This window comes from Burkholderia sp. IO2, assembly GCF_029522185.1.
In the GTDB taxonomy this organism is placed as follows: domain Bacteria; phylum Pseudomonadota; class Gammaproteobacteria; order Burkholderiales; family Burkholderiaceae; genus Burkholderia; species Burkholderia cenocepacia.
This window is the reverse complement of sequence record NZ_JAKWFH010000038.1, coordinates 33,667-55,196: the sequence shown is the minus strand read 5'-3', so window position 1 is coordinate 55,196 and position 21,530 is coordinate 33,667. Positions and strand designations below refer to the sequence as shown.

Annotated in this window: 19 protein-coding genes; 14 read left to right on the top strand and 5 right to left on the bottom strand. The window is 68.3% G+C overall.

The genetic code is table 11. The annotated features are described in order from the left end of the window. Positions 1-35: 35 nt before the first annotated feature. Positions 36-749 carry an OmpA family protein gene (locus tag MMB92_RS23330; protein WP_277562955.1) on the top strand — a complete coding sequence of 238 codons (714 nt, stop codon included), beginning with the start codon at positions 36-38 and terminating at the stop codon, positions 747-749. 300 nt (positions 750-1,049) lie between these two features. Next, positions 1,050-1,769, top strand: a complete 720-nt coding sequence (locus MMB92_RS23325) for a response regulator transcription factor (RefSeq protein ID WP_277562954.1) — start codon at positions 1,050-1,052, stop codon at positions 1,767-1,769. Between the two features lie 139 nt (positions 1,770-1,908). Here MMB92_RS23325 and MMB92_RS23320 read toward each other — a convergent pair whose 3' ends face one another. The 4 genes from MMB92_RS23320 to MMB92_RS23300 form a co-directional block, all read right to left on the bottom strand. Then, positions 1,909-2,601 carry a response regulator gene (locus tag MMB92_RS23320; protein ID WP_277562953.1) on the bottom strand — a complete coding sequence of 231 codons (693 nt, stop codon included), beginning with the start codon at positions 2,599-2,601 and terminating at the stop codon, positions 1,909-1,911. Positions 2,602-2,834: 233 nt separating this feature from the next. Then, positions 2,835-7,082, bottom strand: coding sequence for an ESPR-type extended signal peptide-containing protein (locus MMB92_RS23315; protein ID WP_346828710.1), 4,248 nt, complete (start codon positions 7,080-7,082; stop codon positions 2,835-2,837). 230 nt (positions 7,083-7,312) lie between these two features. Then, positions 7,313-10,348: an ATP-binding protein gene (locus MMB92_RS23305; RefSeq protein WP_277562952.1), complete on the bottom strand. Its 3,036-nt coding sequence runs from the start codon at positions 10,346-10,348 to the stop codon at positions 7,313-7,315. A gap of 141 nt (positions 10,349-10,489) precedes the next feature. Further along, positions 10,490-11,398: a winged helix-turn-helix domain-containing protein gene (locus MMB92_RS23300; protein ID WP_277562951.1), complete on the bottom strand. Its 909-nt coding sequence runs from the start codon at positions 11,396-11,398 to the stop codon at positions 10,490-10,492. Positions 11,399-11,693: 295 nt separating this feature from the next. On the opposite strand from MMB92_RS23300, the gene MMB92_RS23295 reads away from it, so the two are divergent. The 12 genes from MMB92_RS23295 (at position 11,694) to MMB92_RS23240 (ending at position 20,944) form a co-directional block, all read left to right on the top strand. After that, positions 11,694-13,142: an ATP-binding protein gene (locus MMB92_RS23295; RefSeq protein ID WP_277562950.1), complete on the top strand. Its 1,449-nt coding sequence runs from the start codon at positions 11,694-11,696 to the stop codon at positions 13,140-13,142. Beyond that, positions 13,139-13,783: a response regulator gene (locus MMB92_RS23290; RefSeq protein ID WP_027810675.1), complete on the top strand. Its 645-nt coding sequence runs from the start codon at positions 13,139-13,141 to the stop codon at positions 13,781-13,783. The genes MMB92_RS23295 and MMB92_RS23290 overlap by 4 nt, the downstream gene beginning before the upstream one ends. A gap of 107 nt (positions 13,784-13,890) precedes the next feature. Beyond that, positions 13,891-14,607: an outer membrane beta-barrel protein gene (locus MMB92_RS23285; protein ID WP_062885165.1), complete on the top strand. Its 717-nt coding sequence runs from the start codon at positions 13,891-13,893 to the stop codon at positions 14,605-14,607. A gap of 29 nt (positions 14,608-14,636) precedes the next feature. Then, the gene (locus MMB92_RS23280; protein ID WP_196217752.1) at positions 14,637-15,107 is read left to right on the top strand and encodes a hydroxyisourate hydrolase; all 471 of its coding nucleotides are present in this window, start codon (positions 14,637-14,639) and stop codon (positions 15,105-15,107) included. A gap of 31 nt (positions 15,108-15,138) precedes the next feature. Continuing rightward, positions 15,139-15,474 (top strand): hydroxyisourate hydrolase, encoded by a 336-nt coding sequence (locus MMB92_RS23275; protein ID WP_062885167.1) that lies wholly within the window; start codon positions 15,139-15,141, stop codon positions 15,472-15,474. 227 nt (positions 15,475-15,701) lie between these two features. Further along, positions 15,702-16,709 carry a hypothetical protein gene (locus tag MMB92_RS23270; RefSeq protein WP_062885168.1) on the top strand — a complete coding sequence of 336 codons (1,008 nt, stop codon included), beginning with the start codon at positions 15,702-15,704 and terminating at the stop codon, positions 16,707-16,709. A gap of 102 nt (positions 16,710-16,811) precedes the next feature. Continuing rightward, positions 16,812-17,159: a metalloregulator ArsR/SmtB family transcription factor gene (locus MMB92_RS23265; RefSeq protein WP_277562949.1), complete on the top strand. Its 348-nt coding sequence runs from the start codon at positions 16,812-16,814 to the stop codon at positions 17,157-17,159. A gap of 22 nt (positions 17,160-17,181) precedes the next feature. Then, entirely contained in the window at positions 17,182-17,676 is a 495-nt protein-coding gene (locus tag MMB92_RS23260) for an arsenate reductase ArsC (RefSeq protein WP_084751207.1), read from the top strand. A gap of 62 nt (positions 17,677-17,738) precedes the next feature. Next, positions 17,739-18,812, top strand: a complete 1,074-nt coding sequence (gene arsB, locus MMB92_RS23255) for an ACR3 family arsenite efflux transporter (RefSeq protein WP_084751209.1) — start codon at positions 17,739-17,741, stop codon at positions 18,810-18,812. A gap of 20 nt (positions 18,813-18,832) precedes the next feature. Beyond that, positions 18,833-19,555, top strand: a complete 723-nt coding sequence (arsH, locus tag MMB92_RS23250; RefSeq protein WP_277562948.1) for an arsenical resistance protein ArsH — start codon at positions 18,833-18,835, stop codon at positions 19,553-19,555. 113 nt (positions 19,556-19,668) lie between these two features. Further along, complete coding sequence (gene arsN2, locus MMB92_RS23245; RefSeq protein WP_277562947.1) at positions 19,669-20,121, top strand: arsenic resistance N-acetyltransferase ArsN2; 453 nt, start codon at positions 19,669-19,671, stop codon at positions 20,119-20,121. Positions 20,122-20,272: 151 nt separating this feature from the next. Next, positions 20,273-20,944 carry an NAAT family transporter gene (locus tag MMB92_RS23240; RefSeq protein WP_058902591.1) on the top strand — a complete coding sequence of 224 codons (672 nt, stop codon included), beginning with the start codon at positions 20,273-20,275 and terminating at the stop codon, positions 20,942-20,944. Positions 20,945-21,016: 72 nt separating this feature from the next. Here MMB92_RS23240 and MMB92_RS23235 read toward each other — a convergent pair whose 3' ends face one another. After that, on the bottom strand, positions 21,017-21,505 hold the full coding sequence (locus MMB92_RS23235; protein WP_058902592.1) for a heme-binding protein: 489 nt from the start codon (positions 21,503-21,505) through the stop codon (positions 21,017-21,019). Positions 21,506-21,530 lie beyond the last annotated feature (25 nt).

Here is a 21,530-nt window from a genome sequence, read left to right as displayed (position 1 = left end):
TTTTCAGGCGTCCGCTTCACGGCGGACGTTTCACCATGACCATGAAAACCTTGTTGTTGCGCGCCGCATCGATCGGCGCGATCGCGATGGCGCTCGGTGCGTGTACGACGCAATCGGGCGTCACCTACGACATCCGTGCGGTGTCGATTCCCGGCAAGCCGGACACCGTATTCCGCGTGAGCTGCGACGGGCTGCTCGGCAGCGCGAACGCCTGCGCCCGCGCGGCGGAGGAATTCTGCCAGGGCAAGGGCTTCACGCCGCTCGAGATGATCGACCGCGTGTATAGCCGCGCGCCGATGAAGGACCCGCGCGAGATCACGTTCATGTGCGGCAAGCCGCAGCCGGTCGTGCAGGCCGCGCCGCCGGCGCCGCAACCGGCGCCGGCGCCTCAGCCGGTCCAGCAGCGCCAGGTGCTGCTGCAGGGCGACGCGAACTTCGCGTTCGACAGCGCGGTGCTGACGCCGGACGCGCGCAGCCAGCTCGACCGCTTCGTGCAGATCAACAGCGGCGTCGAGTTCCGCCGCGTGGCGATCACCGGCTTCACCGATTCGACGGGCAGCGACACGCACAACCTCGCGCTGTCGGCTTCGCGGGCCCGCAACGTGATGAACTACCTGCGCAGCAACGGCCTGAAGGCGCAGTCGTTCGTCTCCGAAGGCCTCGGCGCCGCCGATCCGGTCGCGTCCAACGCGACCGCGGAAGGCCGTGCGCAGAATCGCCGCGTCGAGATCCGGATCGATGCGAAGTAACGCGCAGCGGATGACGCGCCACCGGTACGCGCGGGAACCCGATCGGCACTGAGCCGACGGAAGGACGCTCCCACCCACCGTCCCGCCCTGTACCTGGAACCGCCCGCTCGTCACGAGCCGGCGGTTTTTTTCATGGCGGTGCGCGGTGCGGCCGCCGCCGCCGGCCGGGGCGATGGCTGATGCGCCCGTTTTCGTGCGAAGATAGCGCCCAATTACGATCCACGACGCCGCGATGCGCGCCGTCGCCGCCCGCCGGGCGGCGAGCAGGCCGCGACGATTGCCGCGCAAATCTGGACGACTATGGGAAGCTATCTGATACGCGTGGTACTGGCCGACGACCACCCGGCGATGCTGGTCGGCGTCGAGCACGGCCTGTCGTCGGTGCCGACGATCCGGCTGACCGGCAAGGCCGTCAATTCGACCGAGTTGATCCGGCTCGTCGAGGCCGGCGTGTGCGACGTCGTGGTGTCCGACTATGCGATGCCGGGCAGCGCGCACGGCGACGGCATCACGCTGTTCTCCTATCTCCAGCGCAATCACCCGGCCGTCAAGCTGGTCGTGCTGACCATGCTCGACAACCCGGCCGTGATCGGCGCGCTGACCCGGCTCGGCATCGAGTGCATCGTCAGCAAGTCCGACACGATCGATCACCTGATTCCCGCGATTCACGCGGCCGCGACGGGCGGCACCTACTATTCGCCGTCGGTCGAGAAGGTCGTGCGCACGCTCACGTCGCATTCGAGCGCGCGGGCCGCCGACCAGAAGCGCGAGCTCAGCGACCGCGAACTCGAAGTCGTGCGGCTTTATGCGTCGGGCCTCACGGTCAACGAGATCGCCGACCAACTCAGCCGCAGCAAGAAGACGATCAGCACGCAGAAGGCGCGCGCGATGGAAAAGCTCGGGATCGACAAGGACATCGATTTGTTGCGTTACGCGATCGAGCACGGGATCGTCGCCGCATCGGCCAGCGAAGGGCGGGGCGGCGACGCGAAAGAGGAAGGCGGCGTCGATCCGGCCTGACGGCGCGCGCAACGGGGCCGGCCGCGCGGGATCGCGGCAGCGAACGCAGATGTGCCCTGATGTGCCGGGCACTGCCCGCGCACCGAAACCCCGGCGACCTCACGGTTGCCGGGGTTTTTCGTTTCAGCGCGCGGCGGTATTATCCGGCCGCTTCGTCGCCGCGCACGGGCGGCGCATAGCCGTAGTCGGTCACGAGCCCGCAGGCGATCGCATAGCGCACCAGGTCGACGTCGCGCTCGATGCCGAGCTTCTGCATCGCCGAGCTTTTCTGCGTACTGATCGTCTTCTTGCTGCGATTGAGCTTCTCCGCGATCTCGTTGACCGACAGCCCCGATGCGAACAGGCGAATCACTTCCACCTCGCGCACCGACAGCGCGGGCGCCCTGCCGCCGACGCTGCCGGTGTTGCGCAGGATCCGGTCCATCGACGGCGACAGGTAGCGGCCGTTCGTATAGGCCGCGTGGATCGCCATCGTCAGGTGATTGGGCATGTCCGACTTGCTGACGATGCACGCGATGCCGATGTCGATCAGCGCGCGCAGCGCCACCGCGTTCTCCATCATCGTCATCACGACGATCTTCAGTCCCGGAAAGCGCTTGAGCAGGGTCGTGAACATCGCGAGGCCGTCGCCGTATTCGGTGCCGGGCATCGCGTAGTCGGACACCAGCACGTCGCACGGATGGTTCGACAGCGCGTCCATCAGCTCCGTCGAGTTGTGCGCCGTCGCGACCACCGCGACGGTGTTCGTGGCCGACAGTTCGTAGCGGGCGCCGATGACGACGGCCGGATGGTCGTCGGCGATCACGATGCGAATAGGGAAGGTTCTGTTCATGTTGGTCTCACGTGTCGCGCCGCATCCGGCGGCGCGCGTGTCTCGCTCGGTTGAAGGAAAGGGATCGGCGCAGGTGGGCCGTTGCCGGGCGCGCCATGGCAGGCCGCGCGTAATGCGGACGCGCCGACGGCCGGTGGCGACTCCAGGCGGAATCGGCACCGGCCGTCGGCCGAACGGCGGGGGAGGATTCCCCCGCGTCGGGTCGATGCTCCGCGCGAGGCGGAGCGATCGGGTCAGAACTCATAGCCGACCTGGGCACGCACACCCACGTCGCCGACCGACGTGATCGACGTCGCGCCGTTCACGAGCCAGTTGCCGCTGCGCGACCGGTAGGTGGCGCCGGCGGCGATCGCCGAGCCGCTCTTGAAGTTCGCGGCGCCGACCGCGACGACGGTCTTGCCCGGCTGCGACGGCGTCATGTTCGGCATCGCCATCGCCGCCGCGATACCGGCGTACGCGTTCTTCGCGACGTCGTTGATCGCGCGGTTCGTGTCGTTGAAGCGCTGGTCGACCGATTCCATCGCGCGGTCGAGCTGGCCCTTCGTCGCCGCATCGCTGGCGTTGATGCCGTCCGCGATATTGACGAGCCGGCGGTTGCCTTCGGCCGTGCCGTCGCCGAACGACACGGTGTTGGCTTCCGTCGCGACCGAGCCCTGGCCGATCGCGACCGAGCCGCTGCCGGTGGCCGACGCGCCCTGGCCCAGCGCCGTGCTGTCCTTGCCGGATGCAACCGCGCCCTGGCCCAGCGCCGTGCCGTTTTCGCCCGACGCGACCGCGCCCTGGCCGACGGCCGAACCGTTGTTGCCCGACGCGACCGCACCCTGGCCGACGGCCGAGCTGTTGCTGCCCGATGCCGTCGAGCCCTGGCCAATGGCCGAACCGTTGCTGCCCGATGCGACCGCGCCCTGGCCCACGGCGGAACTGTTCTCGCCCGACGCGAGCGCCTTCTCGCCGAGCGCCGAGCTGTTCTCGCCCGATGCCACCGCGCCTTCGCCGACCACCGTCGAGCCGTCGCCCGTGCCCGGGCCGCCCGTGCCGGGGTTCGTTTCGAGTTCGCCGAGACGGTCGGACAGATCGTCGAAGCGGTTCGACAGGTCGCCGAACTGGCCGCTCAGCTCGCCGTACTGCTTCGCGAACTGCTCCTGCAGGTCGAACAGCTGGCTGCCGTTGATCGCGTCCATGCTCGTCGCGCTGATTTCGCCCGCGGCGACGCGCTGCAGCTTCGTGCCGAACGTGCCGGCGAACGTCACCGTGTCGAAGTTCAGGCCCGAGTCGTACGTGACCGCACCGACTTCCTTGCCCGTATAGTCGATCAGGCCGGTGGCGCGGAGCTGCGACACCGTCACGACGTCGTCGTCGTCCACGCCGTTCGCGACGCCGGACAGCACGCGCGCGCCGCCGGTGCCCGCGAAGTTCACCACCGAGCCGCCGGTGTTCGCGCCGACCGTGATGCCGCCCGTCATCGCGTCCTGCTGGACGAGACCGAGCGTGCCGCTTTCAAGCTGCTCGGAGAGCTTCTTGAGGCCGCCTTCGTTGGTCGTGACACGGCCGTCGAGGTTGGTGACGACGTCGCCGACCGAGTTGACGATCTTCGTGCCGCCGCTGCCGTCGCCGACGGTGAAGGACGGTGCGGAGATCGAGCCGTCCGGGTTCACCGTCGCGCCGCCGCCGATCGCCGAAGCGACGCTGTCGGACACGCCATGCAGTTGCGAACCGTTGACGGCTTCGGTGCTCGTCGCCGACACGTCGCCTGCCGCGACACCCTTGAGCGTGCGCGCGCCGGTCTTGCTGCTGAAGTTGACGGCGTTGCCGTCGGTGTTCGCGCCGACCGTGATGTCGTCGCCGGGCTTCGCCTGCTGGACGAGACCGAGCGTGCCGCTGCCGATGTCGTCGGCCAGCTTCTTGATGTCGCCTTCGTTGGTCGTGACGCGGCCGTCGAGGTTGGTGACGACGTCGCCGACGGAGTTGACGATCTTCGTGCCGCCGCTGCCGTCGCCGACGGTGAAGGACGGTGCGGAGATCGAGCCGTCCGGGTTCACCGTCGCGCCGCCGCCGATCGCCGAAGCGACGCTGTCGGACACGCCATGCAGTTGCGAACCGTTGACGGCTTCGGTGCTCGTCGCCGACACGTCGCCTGCCGCGACACCCTTGAGCGTGCGCGCGCCGGTCTTGCTGCTGAAGTTGACGGCGTTGCCGTCGGTGTTCGCGCCGACCGTGATGTCGTCGCCGGGCTTCGCCTGCTGGACGAGACCGAGCGTGCCGCTGCCGATATCGTCGGCCAGCTTCTTGATGTCGCCTTCGTTGGTCGTGACACGGCCGTCGAGGTTGGTGACGACGTCGCCGACCGAGTTGACGATCTTCGTGCCGCCGCTGCCGTCGCCGACGGTGAAGGACGGTGCGGAGATCGAGCCGTCCGGGTTCACCGTCGCGCCGCCGCCGATCGCCGAGGCAACGCTGTCGGACACGCCATGCAGCTGCGAACCGTTGACGGCTTCGGTGCTCGTTGCCGACACGTCGCCCGCCGCGACGCCCTTGAGCGTGCGTGCGCCGGTCTTGCTGCTGAAGTCCACGGCGTTGCCGTCGGTGTTCGCGCCGACGGTGATGTCGTCGCCGGGTTTCGCCTGCTGGACGAGGCCGAGCGTGCCGCTGCCGATATCGTCGGCCAGCTTCTTGATGTCGCCTTCGTTGGTCGTGACGCGGCCGTCGAGGTTGGTGACGACCTCGCCGACCGAGTTGACGATCTTCGTGCCGCCGCTGCCGTCGCCGACGGCGAAGGACGGTGCGGAGATCGAACCGTCCGGGTTCACCGTCGAGCCGCCGCCGATCGCCGAGGCAACGCTTTCCGACACGCCGTGCAGCTGCGAACCGTTGACGGCTTCGGTGCTCGTCGCCGACACGTCGCCTGCCGCGACGCCCTTGAGCGTGCGTGCGCCGGTCTTGCTGCTGAAGTCCACGGCGTTGCCGTCGGTGTTCGCGCCGACCGTGATGTCGTCGCCGGGATTGGCCTGCTGGACGAGGCCGGTGGTCCCGCTTTCGAGCTTGCTCAGCTTGTCGTCGATGTCACCGATCTGCTTGGTATGGCCGGCGACCGTGCTGACCGTCGACGACAAGCCCGTGCTCAGGCCAGCGACGGTGTTGTTGGTCGAGGACAGACCAGTGCTCAGGCCAGCAACGGTGCTGTTGGTCGTGGACAAGTCAGTGCTCAGACCAGCAACGGTGCTGTTGGTCGAGGACAGGCTGGTGCTCAGGCCAGCAACGGTGCTGTTGGTCGAGGACAGGCCGGTGCTCAAGCCCGCGACGGTGCTATTGGTCGACGACAACCCGGTGCTCAGGCTCGAGACATTGAGATTCGTCGCGGCGATTGCGGCATTCGTGGTCGACAGACCCGCGTTCATCTGCGCCACGTTCACTGCGTCGGTGTCTGCCGTACCGGCGGCTACATTGGTGATCTGCCGACGCAGCGTCGACGAGCCGACCGACACGCTGTTGTCGCGATCCGTGACCGAACTGGCGCCGAGCGCGACCGAATCGGTATGGGACGCCCCTGCGTTGACGCCCAGTGCAACCCCATGCGAGCCGCTTGCGTTCGCACCATTGCCGACCGCGACGGCGGCGCCGCCCGCACTGCTCGCCTGGAAGCCGAGCGCCGTGCTGTTGTTGCCGCTGGCGCGTGCGCTGTTGCCGACGGCCGTCGCGTAAGATCCCGACGCGCTCGTGTTCGTGCCGATCGCAAGCGCGGCCGTGCCGGCTTGCGCGGCGGCCGTGCTGTTGCTCGTGTCGATCTTGACGTAGGTATCGTCGACCTTCGTCGACAGGGCCGTCTTCATCTGGCCGACGTTCACGGCGTCGTTGTCTTCCGTGCCGGCGGCGACGTTGACGATCTGGCGCGTGAAAGATCGGCCGTCGCGATTGTTGACCGCACCGACCGATACCGTGTTCGCGCGGTCGGCCAGCGAGCTGTCCCCCAATGCCACGGAGCCGTTGGCACGCGCTTCGCTCACGGAGCCAATCGCAACCGCGTTGTTTCCGACGGCATAAGCACCGCGTCCACCGTTTGCATCTGCGCCGGTGGCGCCGCCGATTGCGACGGACCAGTTGCCGGTTGCACGTGTATAGGAACCGAGCGCCGTAGACGCCGTGCCGGTTGCGCTGGCTGCGCCGGTCGCGCCGGTGCCGAACTTCAGCAAGTCGTTGAGTTCGGTGGCAGTTGCCATTGTCCCAACTGAGCCCATCGGACCAATCACACCGGAACCACTGGCTTTGCACACCCCCGCCGCATCGACCGTCCCGCTCGACCCGTCGTCCGTCGTGCACGTTTCCGCCGCGGCCGCGCCGCCGATCGCCGCACCGCCCAGCGCGATCGCGATCACCGCTTGCCGCGCCGCGCGCGCCGAGCCCTTCGAATGCGCCTTCGCCGTTTCGGCCGCGGCCGTCCACGTGTTGGTCACGGCATTCCAGACGCTGCGATAAGTCTTGTTCATGTCCCTACTCCTTTCAGTTTGTCAGTTCACAAACCGATGGTAGGGATCGGCCTCGTCCTAATCAGTCGTCCTTGGCTGATTCGAGATAGCGACCGTGTAGGCCCAGTCCTACGCGCGCGACGACGCGTCGCGGGCAGGCGCCGCGGAACGGAAGGAGACGGAAGGAGACGGAAGGAGACGGAAGGAGACGGATGGAGGAGGCCAGCGTACGACGGCCGGCCGTGCTGGATTCAGGCGGTCGGCACCTGCGTCGCGCGCCGTCGCAGCGCTTCCCGTGCGAGGGCGTCCGCGTCGGCGAGCCGCGCATCGAACGACGTCAGGTCGCCGCCGTGCACAATGGCTTGCAGTTCGCCGATCGCGTCGGCCACCGCATGTTCGTGAATCGTCGCGAACGCGCCGCGCAGCGAATGCAGTTCGTGACGCAGCGCGGCGATATCGTTGCGCGCTGCCGCGTCGTGCATCGCCGCGACCGATTGCGCTCGACTCGCTTCGAGCAGCGCATGCACGTCCGGCGGCAGCGGACCTTGCGCGAGATCGACGAGCGTGCGCCGGGCAGGCGCCTGCGCCGAGGCCGTCTGCGCGTAACGCCGCACGGTGCGGTCGATCGTATCGAGCAGCACCGGCTTCACGAGCACCGCGACGATCCCCGCTTCCGCACAGCGCGCATGCTCGGCCGCACTCGCATGCGCGGTGACGGCGACGATCGGCAGCCCCGGATATTGCGCACGCAGCACGTGCGCGAGCGTATAGCCGTCCATCCCCGGCATGTTCAGATCGGTCATCACGAGGTCGTAGCGCGTGTCCGCGCAGCGCCGCAGCGCCGCCGCGCCTTCGTCGGCCGCATCGGCCGCGTAGCCGAGCGTGACGAGTTGCCCTTGCAGCAGCGTGCGGTTCACGGGGTGATCGTCGACCACCAGCACGCGCGCGGCGACGCTCGGCAGCGCCGCATCGCCGGCCTGCGCGGCATCGTGCTCGGCGATCTGCGCATCGGTGGCCGCGCGCAGCGGCAGCGTGACGACGAACGTGCTGCCCTTGCCGGGTTCGCTCTTCACGTCGACCGTGCCGTGCATCATCTGCGTGAGCTGCTTCGTCAGCGCGAGGCCGAGGCCCGTGCCGCCGTAGCGGCGCGTGATCGACGTGTCGGCCTGGGTGAACGGGCGGAACAGCGCCGCGCGCTGCGCGTCGGTCATGCCGATGCCGGTATCGCTGGCGCCGATCGCGATCGGCGAATCGGGGTTCGTGTCGTCGCGCAGGTAGACCTCGAGCGTGATTTCCCCGTGGTTCGTGAACTTGATCGCGTTGCCGACGAGGTTCGCGGCGATCTGCCGGATGCGCGTCGGGTCGCCGACGTAGCGCGACGCGAGCGCGTCGTCGACGAACACGTCGAACTGCAACCCTTTCGCGGCCGCGAGTGGCTCGAACATCGCGCCGGTTTGCCGGATCGTCTCCGCGAGATCGAACGGGATCGCCTCGATCGTCATCTGGCCGGCTTCGATCTTCGACAGGTCGAGGATGTCGTTGATCAGGTCGAGGAGCACCGACGACGCGCCCTCGACCGTATGCAGCCGCTCGCGCTGCGAATCGGCGAGCGGTTCGCGGCCGATCAGTTCGAGGTTGCCGAGGATCGCATTGAGCGGCGTGCGGATCTCGTGGCTCATCGTCGCGAGGAACGCGGACTTCGCGTCGTTCGCCGCGTCGGCGGCGCGCGCCGCTTCGTCGAGCCGGCGCTCGATGTTCTTCTGCGACGTGATGTCGGAGAAGTTGCACAGCACGACGTCCCTGTCGCGAAAGCGCGTGCGCACGAGATTGACGAGCAGGTCGACCGCCTCGCCGCCGGCGGTGGGCAGCGTCACGTGCAGATCGGGTTGCCACGCGGCGGCGGCGGGCGAACGATCGAAGCGTTCAAGCAGCCGCGCGGGCAACGACGGTTCGCCCGCGCGGCGCGCATCGTAGGCGCGCATCGTGTCGTTCTGCAGCAGCACCGTGCCATCCGCGAGCGACAGCAGCGCGATGCCGGACGGCGCGGCTTCGACGATCGTCCGGTTCAGGTTCTCGCTGTCGATCACGCGCCGCGTGCGCGCGTCGTCGGGTTTCAGCACGCGGCGATCGAAGCGCACGAGCAGCCACCAGACGAGCGCGATCACGGCCAGCATGACCGCGACGTACCAGCCCGCGCGCAGGCCGATCGTCGCGAGCAGCGAGCGCAGCGTGAACGCCTGCACGAGCGTCCAGTCGGTTTCGGCGATCGGCTGGCTCAGCGAGAACAGCCCGTCGCCGAACGCGGTGCGCGGCCCGCCGCGCCGGACGGCTTCGCGCGTATGCGCGCCGAGCCGCTCGACGGCCACGCGCGTGGCATCGTCGTCGGCCGCGGTGCCGGCGCGCAGCAGGGTGCGGCCATGCGCGTCGACGACGATCGCGGCGTCGGTCGTGTCGCCCGTTGCGAGGCGTGCGCGCAACACGTCGACCGGCAGCGTCGACAGGAACACGGCGCGCGGCGCTTGCGCGTCGTACACGGCGCCGGCGATCCGGAACACGTCGCGCCGCTGCACGGGGTCGTAGACGGGCGGATGCCATTCGTATTGTCCGGGCGGTGGCGTGCCGACGCCGGCGGCAACCTTGGCGACGAGCGTGGCCGCATCGGTCGCGGGCGACGCGGTGAGCGGATCGGGCGGCACCGGTTCGGGAATCACGACCGCGAAGCTGCGGTCGGGGCGATATGCGTAGCCGGCGATCGCGCGAGCGGCGTCGTGCTTCGCGACGTACGCGCCGACGCGATAGCTCATGTCGCTCGCCATCGCCAGATCGTGCGCGTAGCTGTCGGCCGGGTGCGCGGGCGACAGGTCGGCCAGCACGAGCGTCGGCGGGAAGGCCGGGCTGCCCTGGATGATCAGCCGGCCGCGGCCGGCCGCGAGCGCGGCGACGCGCGCCGGATCGGTCGCGCGCGAATTCCACACGGCTTCGTCGTGCGTGACGAGCGCGTCCATGCCTGTCGCGCGCATCTTGAATTCGATCTGGACCAGGAACTGGCGTACCGCGAAGGTCGTATAGCGCGCCTGGATCGCCTCGCGCGCCATCGTATACAGCATCAGCCCGCTGGCAAGCAGGATCGCGACCGTCACGGCCGCGCCGCCGGCATACAGCAGCGCGCGCTGGCGGCGGCCGACGCGGGTCGGCGCGGCGGACGCGGGCGCGGCGGCGGAGCGGGCGGGATCGGGTGCGGCGCGGTGGTCCATCGGGAGCGGGGTGGTCGGCCAGGGTGCCCCCATGATAATGGAGTCCGATCAGCGTGCAATGGGGGCTGTCAGGTTTGCGGGGGCGGGCCGCCGAGTCGACCGAGCGACGCACGCGCGATGAAGGCGCGGCGACTGGCGACCGCGCGAGCCGACAGGATGCCGATGCGCCGCCGGCTATTGCCGCGCCGCGTCTTCCTCCGCGGGCTCCGCACCCGGCTCGCACGTGACGAGCCGATAGCCGAAGCCGTACATCGTCATCATCTTCACGCCGTGCCGCCCGTCGAGTTCGAGCCGGTCGCGCAGATACGCGACGTGCGTGTCGAGCCGCCGGCTGGACGCCGCGACGAGAGAGCCCCACACCAGCTGGCTCACGTGCGCGCGGTCGAGCGCGCGACCCATGTTCAGGAAGAAGGCGGTCGCGATCTGGAAATGCTTCTCGGTCAGCACGTGCTCGCGGCCGGCCACGGTTACGCTGCGCGTGGCCGTATCGAATTCGAATGCGCCGATCCGCCAGTGGCGATGATGGGTCGCACGGTGATGCGACCAGCGCAGCCATGTCGCGATGCTGGCGATCAGTGTGTCCGGCTGCACGGCGTACGGGTGATGCTCGTTCGCCCCGGCGACGAAACACGCGGAGCGTGCGAGTTCCGCGTCGCGCTGGCTGATCGACACGATCGCGACGGTGCCGGCGAACCGCGCGCGCAGCGCATGGATCGCATCGGTCGTGCGCCGGCAGGCCGTTTCGCATTGCACGACGAACAGATCGAACGCGCGCGCGTCGCAGGCTGCGAGCAGGTCGGGCAGATACTCGAAGCGCGACGGCCGGTAGCCGGCGCGGCGCAGGATGTCGTCGATGCGTAGGCGGTCGTAGCCGTATCCGGCGCGACGCAGCCGATCGTCGAACGTGCCGCGGCTCGGATGGTCGATCGTCAGGATCGCGATGGCGGTGGAAGGGGCGTCGGTCACGATGCGGACGGGCGAAGCCGGCGCGGCGCGGGTGCGGCGTGCGTGCGAGGCCGGACGAAAAGAGGCGGGATCATGGCCGGACAGGTTCCGGGCAGCTAGCGGCGCGACGCCGTTCAAAAAAAGTCCCGCCGGGAGGGCGGGAAAAGTATCGACTATGGAGCCTGTACTCCAGGAGGCAACGGAGAACAAGCAAGCCGATTCTGGTCGGTTCGGAGTCTGAAGAAAATCAGCCCAGTCTGAAACTGCAGGCGGTGCAATCGATGTCGCCGCGGTTTGGGACTGGGCTGACATCCGGCATAACCGGATTCGGACCACGGGCCGTGTCGATTTGTCGACAATGACGGTCCTCGGCGCCGGGTGCGGCAATCGTTTCGTGCCGTGCGCTGGCCCGCTTTCCCGCTTGCCATCGAACATGAAACCGTCTTTCCGAATCGCCGCGCTGGCCGCGTGGCTCGCGCTGAGCCTTGCCGGCACCGCGTTCGTCGTCTCGCGCGCCGTGTCCGACGCGTACGGCCGCTTCTTCCAGGATTCGAGCATCACGATCCGCCTGCTTGCGCAGAAGGCCGCGCAGCACGAGGCGATCCTCGCGACGCTCGGCGCGTCGTCGCTCGCGGCGCCGCCCGCGCACATGCTCGACAACCTGCGCGAACGGATGCCGCAGCTCGACGGGCTCGCATACTGGCGGCCCGGTAGCGGCTGGCAGACCGACGGCGGGCCGGCTCCCGACACGCTGCCGCGGCAACGGCCCGGCAAGCCGTTCACGCTTGCGTTCGACGGTCCGGCCGCGTACTGGCTCGTCGCGGGAACCGGCTGGGCCGTGCGCGTCGATCCTCGGCAGATGCTGCAGCCAGGCGATTGGTCGACGGCGATTTCGTCGGCGGCGCTCGAATTGCGCGACCGCCGCGTCGATCTGCTGCAGCGCGTGAGCGGCGATGCGACACCGTTGTGGACGATGCATCTCGAGAAACGCCTGCCCGGGCAGCCGCAGGCGTTCGTGCTGCGCACCACGCGCACGCTGACGGCCGCCGACCTGCCGTGGCTGCCGATCGCGCTGTGGAACGCGGTGGCGGCGCTGCTCGCGGCGGGCGCGCTCGGTGCCTGGCGGCTGCGCGAGGCGCGGCGGCGCGAGGATGCGCGGGCGCGCCTCGATCGCTTCGGCCGGCTCGACACCTTCGGCGAAATGGCGGCCGGCCTCGCGCACGAACTGAACCAGCCGCTGACCGCGATCGTCAGCCACACGCGGGCGGCCGAACGCCTGCTCGACCAACCGGCCGAGCGCGACAGCGTGCGCCGCGCGCTGCAGACGAGCGTCGCGCAGGCGAAGCGCGCGGCGGCGATCTTGGAGCGCATGCGCGAAGCGGTGACCACCGCGCATGGCGGCGAGCGTCGCGCGCTCGATCCCGACGCGATCATGAATACGCTGCTGTTCCTGTACCGCGACGAGTGCGCGCGCGAGCACATCGCGCTCGACTGGCACAACGCGGCGGCGCGCGAGCGGCCGTTCGCGGAGCCGATCGCGGTCGAGCAGATCCTGCACAACCTGATCCAGAACGCGCGTGATGCGCTGGCCGGCGCGGGAGTCGGCACGGTCGCATCGCGCGGCGAGATCCGCATCAGCGGCGCGCGCGTCGGCGGGCATTACCGTTTCAGCGTGACCGACAACGGCCCCGGCGTGCCGGAAGACGCACTGCCGCGCCTGTTCGAACCGTTCTTCACGACGCGGGCGCGCGGGCTCGGCCTCGGGCTGCCGCTGTGCGACACGCTCGCGCAGCGCCAGGACGGCACGCTGACGGTGCGCAATCTGCCGTCGGGCGGCGTTGAAGCCGCGTTGCTGCTGCCGTTGGCCGGGGAGGCCGCATGAACGATTCGCTTCAACCCTCTACAACGCGCGCTGCGTCGGTTGTCGCGATCGTCGACGACGACGAAGCCGTGCGCGACGGTCTCGCGTTGCTGCTGCGCACGGTCGGCGTGAGGACGCGCTGTTATCCGGACGCATCGGCCTTCCTCGCCGACGCCGACGACGCGGCGCTCGGCTGCGTGCTGCTCGACATCCGGATGCCGGGCATGAGCGGCCTCGATGCACTCGACGAACTGCGCGCGCGGCGCGACCTGCCGGTGATCGTGCTGACGGGCCACGGCAACGTCGACGCGTGCCGGCGCGCGTTCAAGCGCGGCGCGCTCGATTTCCTGCGCAAGCCGGTCGACGACGACGAACTGATCGACACGGTGCAGCAGGCGCTGCGCCGGCAGGCTGCACAGCGCGGCCAGGACGACGTCGACCAGACTCGCGCGGCCCGCCTCGCGACGCTGAGCGCGCGAGAACGCGAGGTGCTGGAAGGGATCGTGCGCGGTGGGAGCAACAAGGAGATCGCCCGCGAACTCGGGCTGTCGCCGCGCACCGTCGAGACCTATCGCGCAAACGTGTTCGACAAGCTGCGGGCCGCGTCGCTGGTCGAGCTCGTGCGCGATTACGCGGCGCTCGCGGGCGGCTCGCCTCCGTAGCGCTACGGAGGTGCCACCCGTAGCCGAACGGGTTCAACGATCGCGGCGCGATTCCTACGATGACGGCTTCTCCGACAAGTCATTCATCGTCAAGGATTCGATTCATCATGATCAAGCGCTTTGCCCTGCCGTCCACGCTCGCCCTGCTGTTCTCGGGCGCGGCTTTCGCCGAACCCGTCGCCGCCCCGGAGACGAAGAAGATCGCCGACGCGGGCGACGCCGGCTACTACGCGACGGGCCGCGTCATCGGCGCGTTCGACAACGCGGTGAACATGGAGCTGACGAGCCCGCGCGTCGCGAGCCGCGTCGGCGGTCCTGAGACGGGCTCGAACGTCACCGGCTCGCTCGGCCTTGGCTACCAGTTCGGCAACGGCTGGCGCGCGGAAGGCGAATACGTGTTCAAGCGCACCAACAACTTCACGAGCTACTGGGCGCCGTTCGACGCGAACGCGAACGAATTCCACGTATCGGCGCAGCGCCTGATGCTGAACGGCTACAAGGACTTCGATCTCGGCCGCGGCTTCTCCGTGTACGGCACGCTGGGCATCGGCGTCGCGATCGTGTCGGCCGACGGCTGGCAGACCAACGATACGCGCCGCTTCGCGTCGAAGACGCAGACGAACCTCGCGTATTCCGCCGGTGCCGGCGTGAGCTATGCGATCAACAAGCGCTTCTCGATCGATCTCGGGTATCGCTATGTCGACATGGGCAACGTCGAGACCGGCTTCAACACGTTCGCGAACCGCATCAACGCACGCGACGAACAGTTGAAGTCGAAGCTGTCGTCGAACGAAGTGTTCATCGGCCTGCGTGGCCGGTTCTGATGGAAGAGGCGGCCGCGGAGACGCATCGCATGACGAACGTGATCGATACGGGGCGACGCAGGCTCGTGCTGGCGATGACCGCGCTGGCCGCGGTGCCCGCATGGGCTGACGGCGCGCGTGCGCCGCGCGTCGCGCCCGGTGTGCGGCGCGGCGCATCGCCCGACCTGACGGTGCGCATCGCCGACCTGCTGCACGGCGTCGCGGCCGAAGGGATGCGCGTCGAGCTGTCGCGTGTCGACGGCGCGCAGGACGTGCCACTGGTCGATGCAACCGTCGATGCGCGCGGCGGCACCGGCACGCCGTTGCTGGCCGGCGACGCGTATCGCGCGGACACGTACACGCTGATGCTGCATGTCGGCGAGTACTTCCGTGCGCGTGGCGTGCAGTCGCCGTTCCTAACGGTCGTGCCGGTCCGCTTCCGGATCGCGCGCGACGACGAGCGCCTGCATGTCGCGGTGCAATTCGGCCGCTGGAACTACACGTATTACCGCGGCACGTGATGCGGCCGCACCTGCGCAAAGGGAGGACGACATGACGGGCATCAGCACGCATTTGCTGGACGTTGCCACCGGCCGGCCGATCACCGGTGTGCGGATCGAGCTATTCGACCTGGGCGAGCAGCCGCCGGCGCTCGTCGCGCGTGCGGTCAGCAACGCGGAAGGGCGCAACGACGCGCCGATGCTGGACGGCGAGCTCGCGCGCCGCGGCGCGTTCGAACTGCGGCTGCATCTCGGCGCGTATTTCAAGGTGGCAGATGCGCTGACCGACATCGTGCCCGTGCGTTTCGCCGTGACCGATCCGGCGCGACACCATCACGTGCCGGTGGCGTGTTCGCCGTGGTACGTGTCGGTGTATCGGGGCAGTTGAGCGTTCGACGGACGGTGCGAGGCGGCGATGCGCGATACGCGCGGGGCGTGCGCCGTCCGTTCGGGCGCCCGGGCGCGACGGTAGGACCAGGCTGACCGCCGTATCGGACCGAAGGTGACGCAGTCCGATTTACCGGAACCGGGGCGACGGCGATACTCGGAGCCATTCGTTCAACTACGGGAGCACGGATTGCCGCGGCGGATGTCGCGCAATGCGTCGTTGACATCATGAGCATGCAGGACATCACCGGGCATTACGCGATTCCGCTCGCGCATCCGTTCTCGGATGTGCCGCCGCCGTACGGCCGGCGACGCCGGCCGTTCGTGGCGAGCCGGCGGGCGCGGCAACACGTGTTCGATATCTATGGCCCTTCCCGCGTGCCGGCCCCCGCGACGGACGGCAGCACCGTCGCCAAGGCCGCGCGGCCCGCCAAGGCCGTTCGCGCGGCCGACTTCGGTTCCGACAACCGCGCGTGGGTGCGCCCGCATCCGCTGCGCCGCCGCTGGCGGTTGACGCTGATGGCGTGCGCGTTGTTCGGCGCGACGTGCATCCTCGCGACGCATCTGGTCGACGAGCGCCAGCACGCGGCCGAGCACGACGCGGCTTACTCGGCGGCGATCGCGGCCGCGCCGACCGCGGCCGTCGCGGCGACGGAAGTCGCGCGGGCGACGGGCCACGCCGCGGAAGTCGCGATCGTGCGGGCGGATCGGGCGGCGCCGACGGATGCGCAGATGAAGGCTGCCGCGATGGTGGTAGCGCAAACCGCGTCCGCGGAAGCGCGCGCGTTGCACGTCGCGGGGAGCGGCTCGGCGGGTGAGCCGGTGGCGGTGGCGATGGCGGTCGCGTCCAATGCCGTCGTCGCGGAAGCCGCGCCGGCGCGTGCCGATCGCGGATCTTCGGCGGGCAAGCCGGTTGCGGGGACCGCGGCGCGGCCGGCGGCGAAATCCGCCGGGGCGTCGCGCGGCAAGGCGGCGCGTCAGGCTGCGGCGAATGCGTCTGTCGCGCAACATGCGGCGATCGCGGCGCGTGGTGCGACGCCGCGTGCGCAGCCGGCAGCCCGCGCGGCCGATACGCCGACGACCGCGCCGGTATCGAGTTCGGCTCAAGCCGTCGGCATGACGGCCACCGAGTTCACGCAATGGCTTGCCGCGACGCGCGATACGTCGCGGTCCGCCGCGGGCGGCACCGATCTGTCGGTCGAACTGCCGAGCCACACGCGGTTGATCGGGCACTGACCGGCGAGCGTCGCGCGGCGTATATCGACGGACAGACCGTCCCGGCGACGCCCTGTATCGGCGTCGCTTTTCCGATTTCCATATTTCGACTATTATCGAAATATGGAAACGAACGAAATCATTGCCGCCCTCGCGGCGCTCGCGCATGAATCGCGCCTCGCGGTGTTTCGCGCGCTCGTGCAGGCCGGGCCACAAGGTATGCCGGCCGGCCGGATTGCCACGCTGCTCGACGTGCCGCCGTCCTCGCTGTCCTTTCATCTGAAAGAGCTCGCGCACGCGCAACTCGTGACGAGCCGCCAGGAAGGCCGCTTCGTGTTCTATGGCGCGAACTTCGACACGATGAACGGGCTGCTCGGCTATCTCACGGAAAACTGCTGCGGCGGCAATCCGTGCTCGCCGGTGTCCGTCTGTTCGCCTTCCGGAAAGATCGACCGCCCCCGTCAATCCTGACGCGCCTTCGCGCGCCCCGCCGATGACCACGAACGTCCTGATCCTCTGCACCCACAACTCGGCGCGCAGCGTGCTGTCGGAAGGCATGCTCAATCACTGGGCCGCGAAGCTCGGCAAGGATGTGCGGGCCTACAGCGCCGGCAGCGCGCCGAGCGGCCGGCTGAATCCGTTCGCGCTGGAAGCGCTGATGCATGCCGGCGTCGACGTCAGCGGCTATCGCAGCAAAAGCTGGGACGAATTCGTCGGCGACGGTGCGCCCGAAATGCGCGTCGTCATCACGGTGTGCGATAGCGCAGCCGCCGAGACGTGCCCGTACTGGCCCGGCAGCCCGATCAAGGTGCACTGGGGCTACGCCGATCCGTCGAACGCGACGGGCGGCGACGAAGGCAAGCGTCTCGCCTTCGAACTGACACGGCAAGCGATCGGCTACCGGATGCTGCAGTTGCTGGCGCTGCCGCTCGATCACATGAGCGACGATGCACTCCGGGCCGCGCTGATCGAGATTGCGCAACACTGATCGCGCGCTGCGATGTGCCGAAACGCGCAGCCGCCCACGACTTCGAGACCGACGCTCGTCCGATGAATACGTCCAACATCACGCCGCCCGGTACGGCGGTCGCGAAACCCGCCATCAACTTCTTCGAACGCTATCTGTCCGTCTGGGTCGCGTTATGCATCGTCGCGGGCATTGCCCTCGGCCAGGCGCTGCCCGGCCTGTTCCAGGCGATTGGCCGGATGGCGTATGCGCAGGTCAATCTGCCGGTGGGGCTGCTGATCTGGGTGATGATCATCCCGATGCTGGTCAAGGTGGACTTCGGCGCGTTGCACGAGGTGCGTCGGCATGTGAAAGGCATCGGCGTCACGCTCGTCGTGAACTGGCTCGTCAAGCCGTTCTCGATGGCGTTTCTCGGCTGGCTCTTCATCCGCCACCTGTTTGCACCGCTGCTGCCGGCGGAACAGCTCGACAGCTATATCGCCGGGCTGATCCTGCTGGCGGCCGCGCCGTGCACGGCGATGGTGTTCGTGTGGAGTCGGCTCACGGGCGGCGATCCGCTGTTCACGCTGTCGCAGGTCGCGCTGAACGACAGCATCATGGTGATCGCGTTCGCACCGCTGGTCGGCCTGCTGCTGGGGATGTCGGCCATCACGGTGCCGTGGGCGACGCTGCTCACGTCGGTGGTGCTCTACATCGTCATTCCGGTGATCCTCGCGCAGATTCTGCGCAAGCGGCTGCTCGCGAACGGTCAGACGGCGTTCGATGCCGCGATGACGAAGATCGGCCCGTGGTCGATCGCCGCGCTGCTGGCCACGCTCGTGCTGCTGTTCGCGTTCCAGGGCGAAGCGATCCTGAGGCAGCCGCTGGTGATCGCGTTGCTCGCGGTGCCGATCCTGATCCAGGTGTTCTTCAACTCGGCGCTCGCGTACTGGCTCAATCGCGCGGTCGGCGAAAGGCACGACATCGCGTGTCCGTCGGCGCTGATCGGCGCATCCAATTTTTTCGAACTGGCGGTCGCGGCCGCGATCAGTCTGTTCGGCTTTCATTCCGGCGCAGCGCTGGCCACCGTCGTCGGCGTGCTGATCGAGGTGCCGGTGATGTTGCTGGTCGTGCGCATCGTCAACCGGTCGAAGGGCTGGTACGAGTGCCGGGCTTGAAATCACGAGAGCATTTACCCATGGCTGACTACCTGAACGACCTGCCGCAACTCGATGCCGAACTGTTCCGTGTGCCGGACGTCGTGCAACTGCGGCCAGAGCAACCTTCGACGCATCCGCCGCGGCTCTTGCTGCTGTACGGCTCGCTGCGCGAGCGTTCGTTCAGCCGTTTGCTGATCGAGGAAGCCGAGCGCCTGCTCACGGCGATGGGCGCCGAAGTGCGCGTGTTCAATCCGAGCGGCCTGCCGCTGCCCGACGACGCGCCGGACAGTCATCCGAAAGTGGTCGAGCTGCGCGAGCTCGTGACGTGGTCGGAGGGGATGGTGTGGTGTTCGCCGGAACGGCACGGCGCGATGACCGGGATCATGAAAGCGCAGATCGACTGGATTCCGCTGTCGGTCGGCGCCGTCCGGCCGACGCAGGGCAAGACGCTCGCGGTGATGCAGGTGAGCGGCGGCTCGCAGTCGTTCAACGCGGTGAACCAGATGCGCGTGCTCGGGCGCTGGATGCGCATGCTGACCATCCCGAACCAGTCGTCGGTGGCCAAGGCGTTCATGGAATTCGACGAGGCGGGGCGGATGAAGCCGTCCGCGTATTTCGATCGCGTCGTGGACGTGATGGAAGAACTCGTGAAGTTCACGCTGCTGACGCGTGATGTCGGCCCGTATCTGGTCGACCGGTATAGTGAGCGGAAGGAAAGCGCGGAAGAACTGTCGAAACGCGTCAATCAAGCGCGTATCTAGCATCGCCATCGAATGAACGCGGGGGCAATCGGGCACGCCGCGGTGCGGCGCATCGGGCTTGTGCGAGCGTGTTGAGCGCAGGGATTGATGTCACCCCAAACCGGGGTGGAACCATGGCACTTCTTCGTCAAGCGACCGAATCCGATCTGGCCTCGGTCGAGGCGCTGCTTCGTGCTAGCGGTTTGCCGACCGCCGGCGTCGCCGTGCACCTGCCGCATTTTGTCGTTGCCGATGGAGCATCCGGCATCGTGGGGTGTGGCGGAATCGAATTTCACGGACGCCATGCGCTCATTCGCTCGATCGCTGTCGTCGAACACGCGCGTCGCGCCGGGGTAGGGCGGCTGTTGGTGACGTGCTTGCTCGCGCAATGCCGCGCGCATGCCGTCCAGTCGGTCGGGCTGTTGACCACGACGGCGGAAGACTACTTCGTCAGGCAGGGTTTCGTCCGTATCGCCCGCGAAGCGGTGCCGGAGCCGTTGTTGGCGTCGAGCCAGTTTCAGGGTGTCTGTCCGGGGTCGGCCATCGCGATGCTGATGACCTGCGACGACAAAATCAGACTCGACTGATTCCCTTCCCGGTTCACATTCCCGACAATCAAGTTTCTGCGGCCCGGCATACCCCCCGTGTGCCGGATCATGGAGATATCTCCTCTTCGCGGCCGGTCTTCTCGACTGGCCGCTTTTTTATTCCCGTTCGTTACCGGAGAGCACGATCGCGATGCAGCTCGAGCGCCTGATTCCTGAAATCCTGTTCGGCTTCACGGGCCTGATCGGCATCATCAACCCGTTCGGCATGGCGTTCGTGTTTCTCGAACGCACGCAATCGCTGACCGAAGCCGAGCGCGCGATCCTGTCGAAGCAGCTCGCGACGAATGTGTTCTTCACGCTGCTCGTGATCTTCTTCGTCGGCGCGCCGGTGCTGAACTTCTTCGGGATCTCGATGGAGGCGCTGCGAATCGGCGGCGGCTTCGCGGTGGCGGTGGCCGGCTGGTCGATGCTGAATGCACCGGACGTCCCGGCCGGCGGCGACGTCGCCATGCATGGCGACGATCTGCAGAAGCTGATGTCGCGCGCGTTCTTTCCGCTGACGGTGCCGCTGACGATCGGCCCCGGCTCGATCGCGGCCGGCATCGCGCTGCATGCCAATCGAGCGCATACGGCGAGCGACTACCTGGTGTCGGGTGTCGTGTCGGTGGCGGTCGCGGCGCTCGTTGCGTTCGCGATCTGGCAGATCTACAGCCGCGCGACGACGCTCGCGCGCTATCTCGGCAGCGATGGGACGAAGGTCGCGATGCGCGTGTCCGCGTTCCTGCTGCTGTGCGTGGGCGTGCAGATCATGCTGACGGGCTTGGCCGCGTTCGTGCAGATGCTGGGCGGGCAGGCGGGGTGAGAAGCGGGCGCTTTCATGGTTTGTGTCGGCGCCCGATAAAAAAGCCGCTCCGTCAGGGAGCGGCCGGTTGCGTTACATCAGCTTCGCTTGTACCCGCGCAATCCCCTGCAGCGCACACGCTTCGTCGAGATGCCCGCCCGGCGCACCACCGACACCCACGGCGCCGATCACTTCGTCGCCGGCCTTGATCGGCACGCCGCCGCCGAGCACCAGGAAGCCGTCGATGGCCGTCATCTGCGCGGCGGCCGGATTCTTCTGCAGGTTCGTGGCCAGCGTGCCGGTCGGCGTTTTCGTCGACAGCGCGGTATAGGCCTTGCGCTTCGACGCATCCACGGTATGCAGCCCCGCGTTGTCGCCGCGCAGCACTGCGCGTTCGATACCGCTGCGGTCGACCACCGTGACCGTCACGTCGTAGCCGCTGGCCGAGCATGCCTGGATCGTTTGCTGCGCGATGTCGGCGGCGAGATTCAACGGCAGGTTTTTCTCGTGAAGCACCTGGGCGGAAGCGGCGGTCGTCAGCGTGGCGGCGATGAGCGTCGCGAGGGTAGCGCGAATGATCATGTGAACTCCTCGATGAAATGATGGA

Excerpts from the sequence above, each read along its gene's own strand:
- MMB92_RS23280 (WP_196217752.1), top strand. The coding sequence starts at position 14,637 with ATGACGAACGTGATCGATACGGGGCGACGCAGGCTCGTGCTGGCGATG.
- arsH (WP_277562948.1), top strand. The coding sequence starts at position 18,833 with ATGGCTGACTACCTGAACGACCTGCCGCAACTCGATGCCGAACTGTTC.
- MMB92_RS23260 (WP_084751207.1), top strand. The coding sequence starts at position 17,182 with ATGACCACGAACGTCCTGATCCTCTGCACCCACAACTCGGCGCGCAGC.
- arsB (WP_084751209.1), top strand. The coding sequence starts at position 17,739 with ATGAATACGTCCAACATCACGCCGCCCGGTACGGCGGTCGCGAAACCC.
- MMB92_RS23265 (WP_277562949.1), top strand. The coding sequence starts at position 16,812 with ATGGAAACGAACGAAATCATTGCCGCCCTCGCGGCGCTCGCGCATGAA.
- MMB92_RS23330 (WP_277562955.1), top strand. The coding sequence starts at position 36 with ATGACCATGAAAACCTTGTTGTTGCGCGCCGCATCGATCGGCGCGATC.
- MMB92_RS23315 (WP_346828710.1), bottom strand. The coding sequence starts at position 7,082 with ATGAACAAGACTTATCGCAGCGTCTGGAATGCCGTGACCAACACGTGG.
- MMB92_RS23305 (WP_277562952.1), bottom strand. The coding sequence starts at position 10,348 with ATGGGGGCACCCTGGCCGACCACCCCGCTCCCGATGGACCACCGCGCC.
- arsN2 (WP_277562947.1), top strand. The coding sequence starts at position 19,669 with ATGGCACTTCTTCGTCAAGCGACCGAATCCGATCTGGCCTCGGTCGAG.
- MMB92_RS23325 (WP_277562954.1), top strand. The coding sequence starts at position 1,050 with ATGGGAAGCTATCTGATACGCGTGGTACTGGCCGACGACCACCCGGCG.
- MMB92_RS23235 (WP_058902592.1), bottom strand. The coding sequence starts at position 21,505 with ATGATCATTCGCGCTACCCTCGCGACGCTCATCGCCGCCACGCTGACG.
- MMB92_RS23285 (WP_062885165.1), top strand. The coding sequence starts at position 13,891 with ATGATCAAGCGCTTTGCCCTGCCGTCCACGCTCGCCCTGCTGTTCTCG.
- MMB92_RS23295 (WP_277562950.1), top strand. The coding sequence starts at position 11,694 with ATGAAACCGTCTTTCCGAATCGCCGCGCTGGCCGCGTGGCTCGCGCTG.
- MMB92_RS23320 (WP_277562953.1), bottom strand. The coding sequence starts at position 2,601 with ATGAACAGAACCTTCCCTATTCGCATCGTGATCGCCGACGACCATCCG.
- MMB92_RS23290 (WP_027810675.1), top strand. The coding sequence starts at position 13,139 with ATGAACGATTCGCTTCAACCCTCTACAACGCGCGCTGCGTCGGTTGTC.
- MMB92_RS23275 (WP_062885167.1), top strand. The coding sequence starts at position 15,139 with ATGACGGGCATCAGCACGCATTTGCTGGACGTTGCCACCGGCCGGCCG.
- MMB92_RS23270 (WP_062885168.1), top strand. The coding sequence starts at position 15,702 with ATGAGCATGCAGGACATCACCGGGCATTACGCGATTCCGCTCGCGCAT.
- MMB92_RS23240 (WP_058902591.1), top strand. The coding sequence starts at position 20,273 with ATGCAGCTCGAGCGCCTGATTCCTGAAATCCTGTTCGGCTTCACGGGC.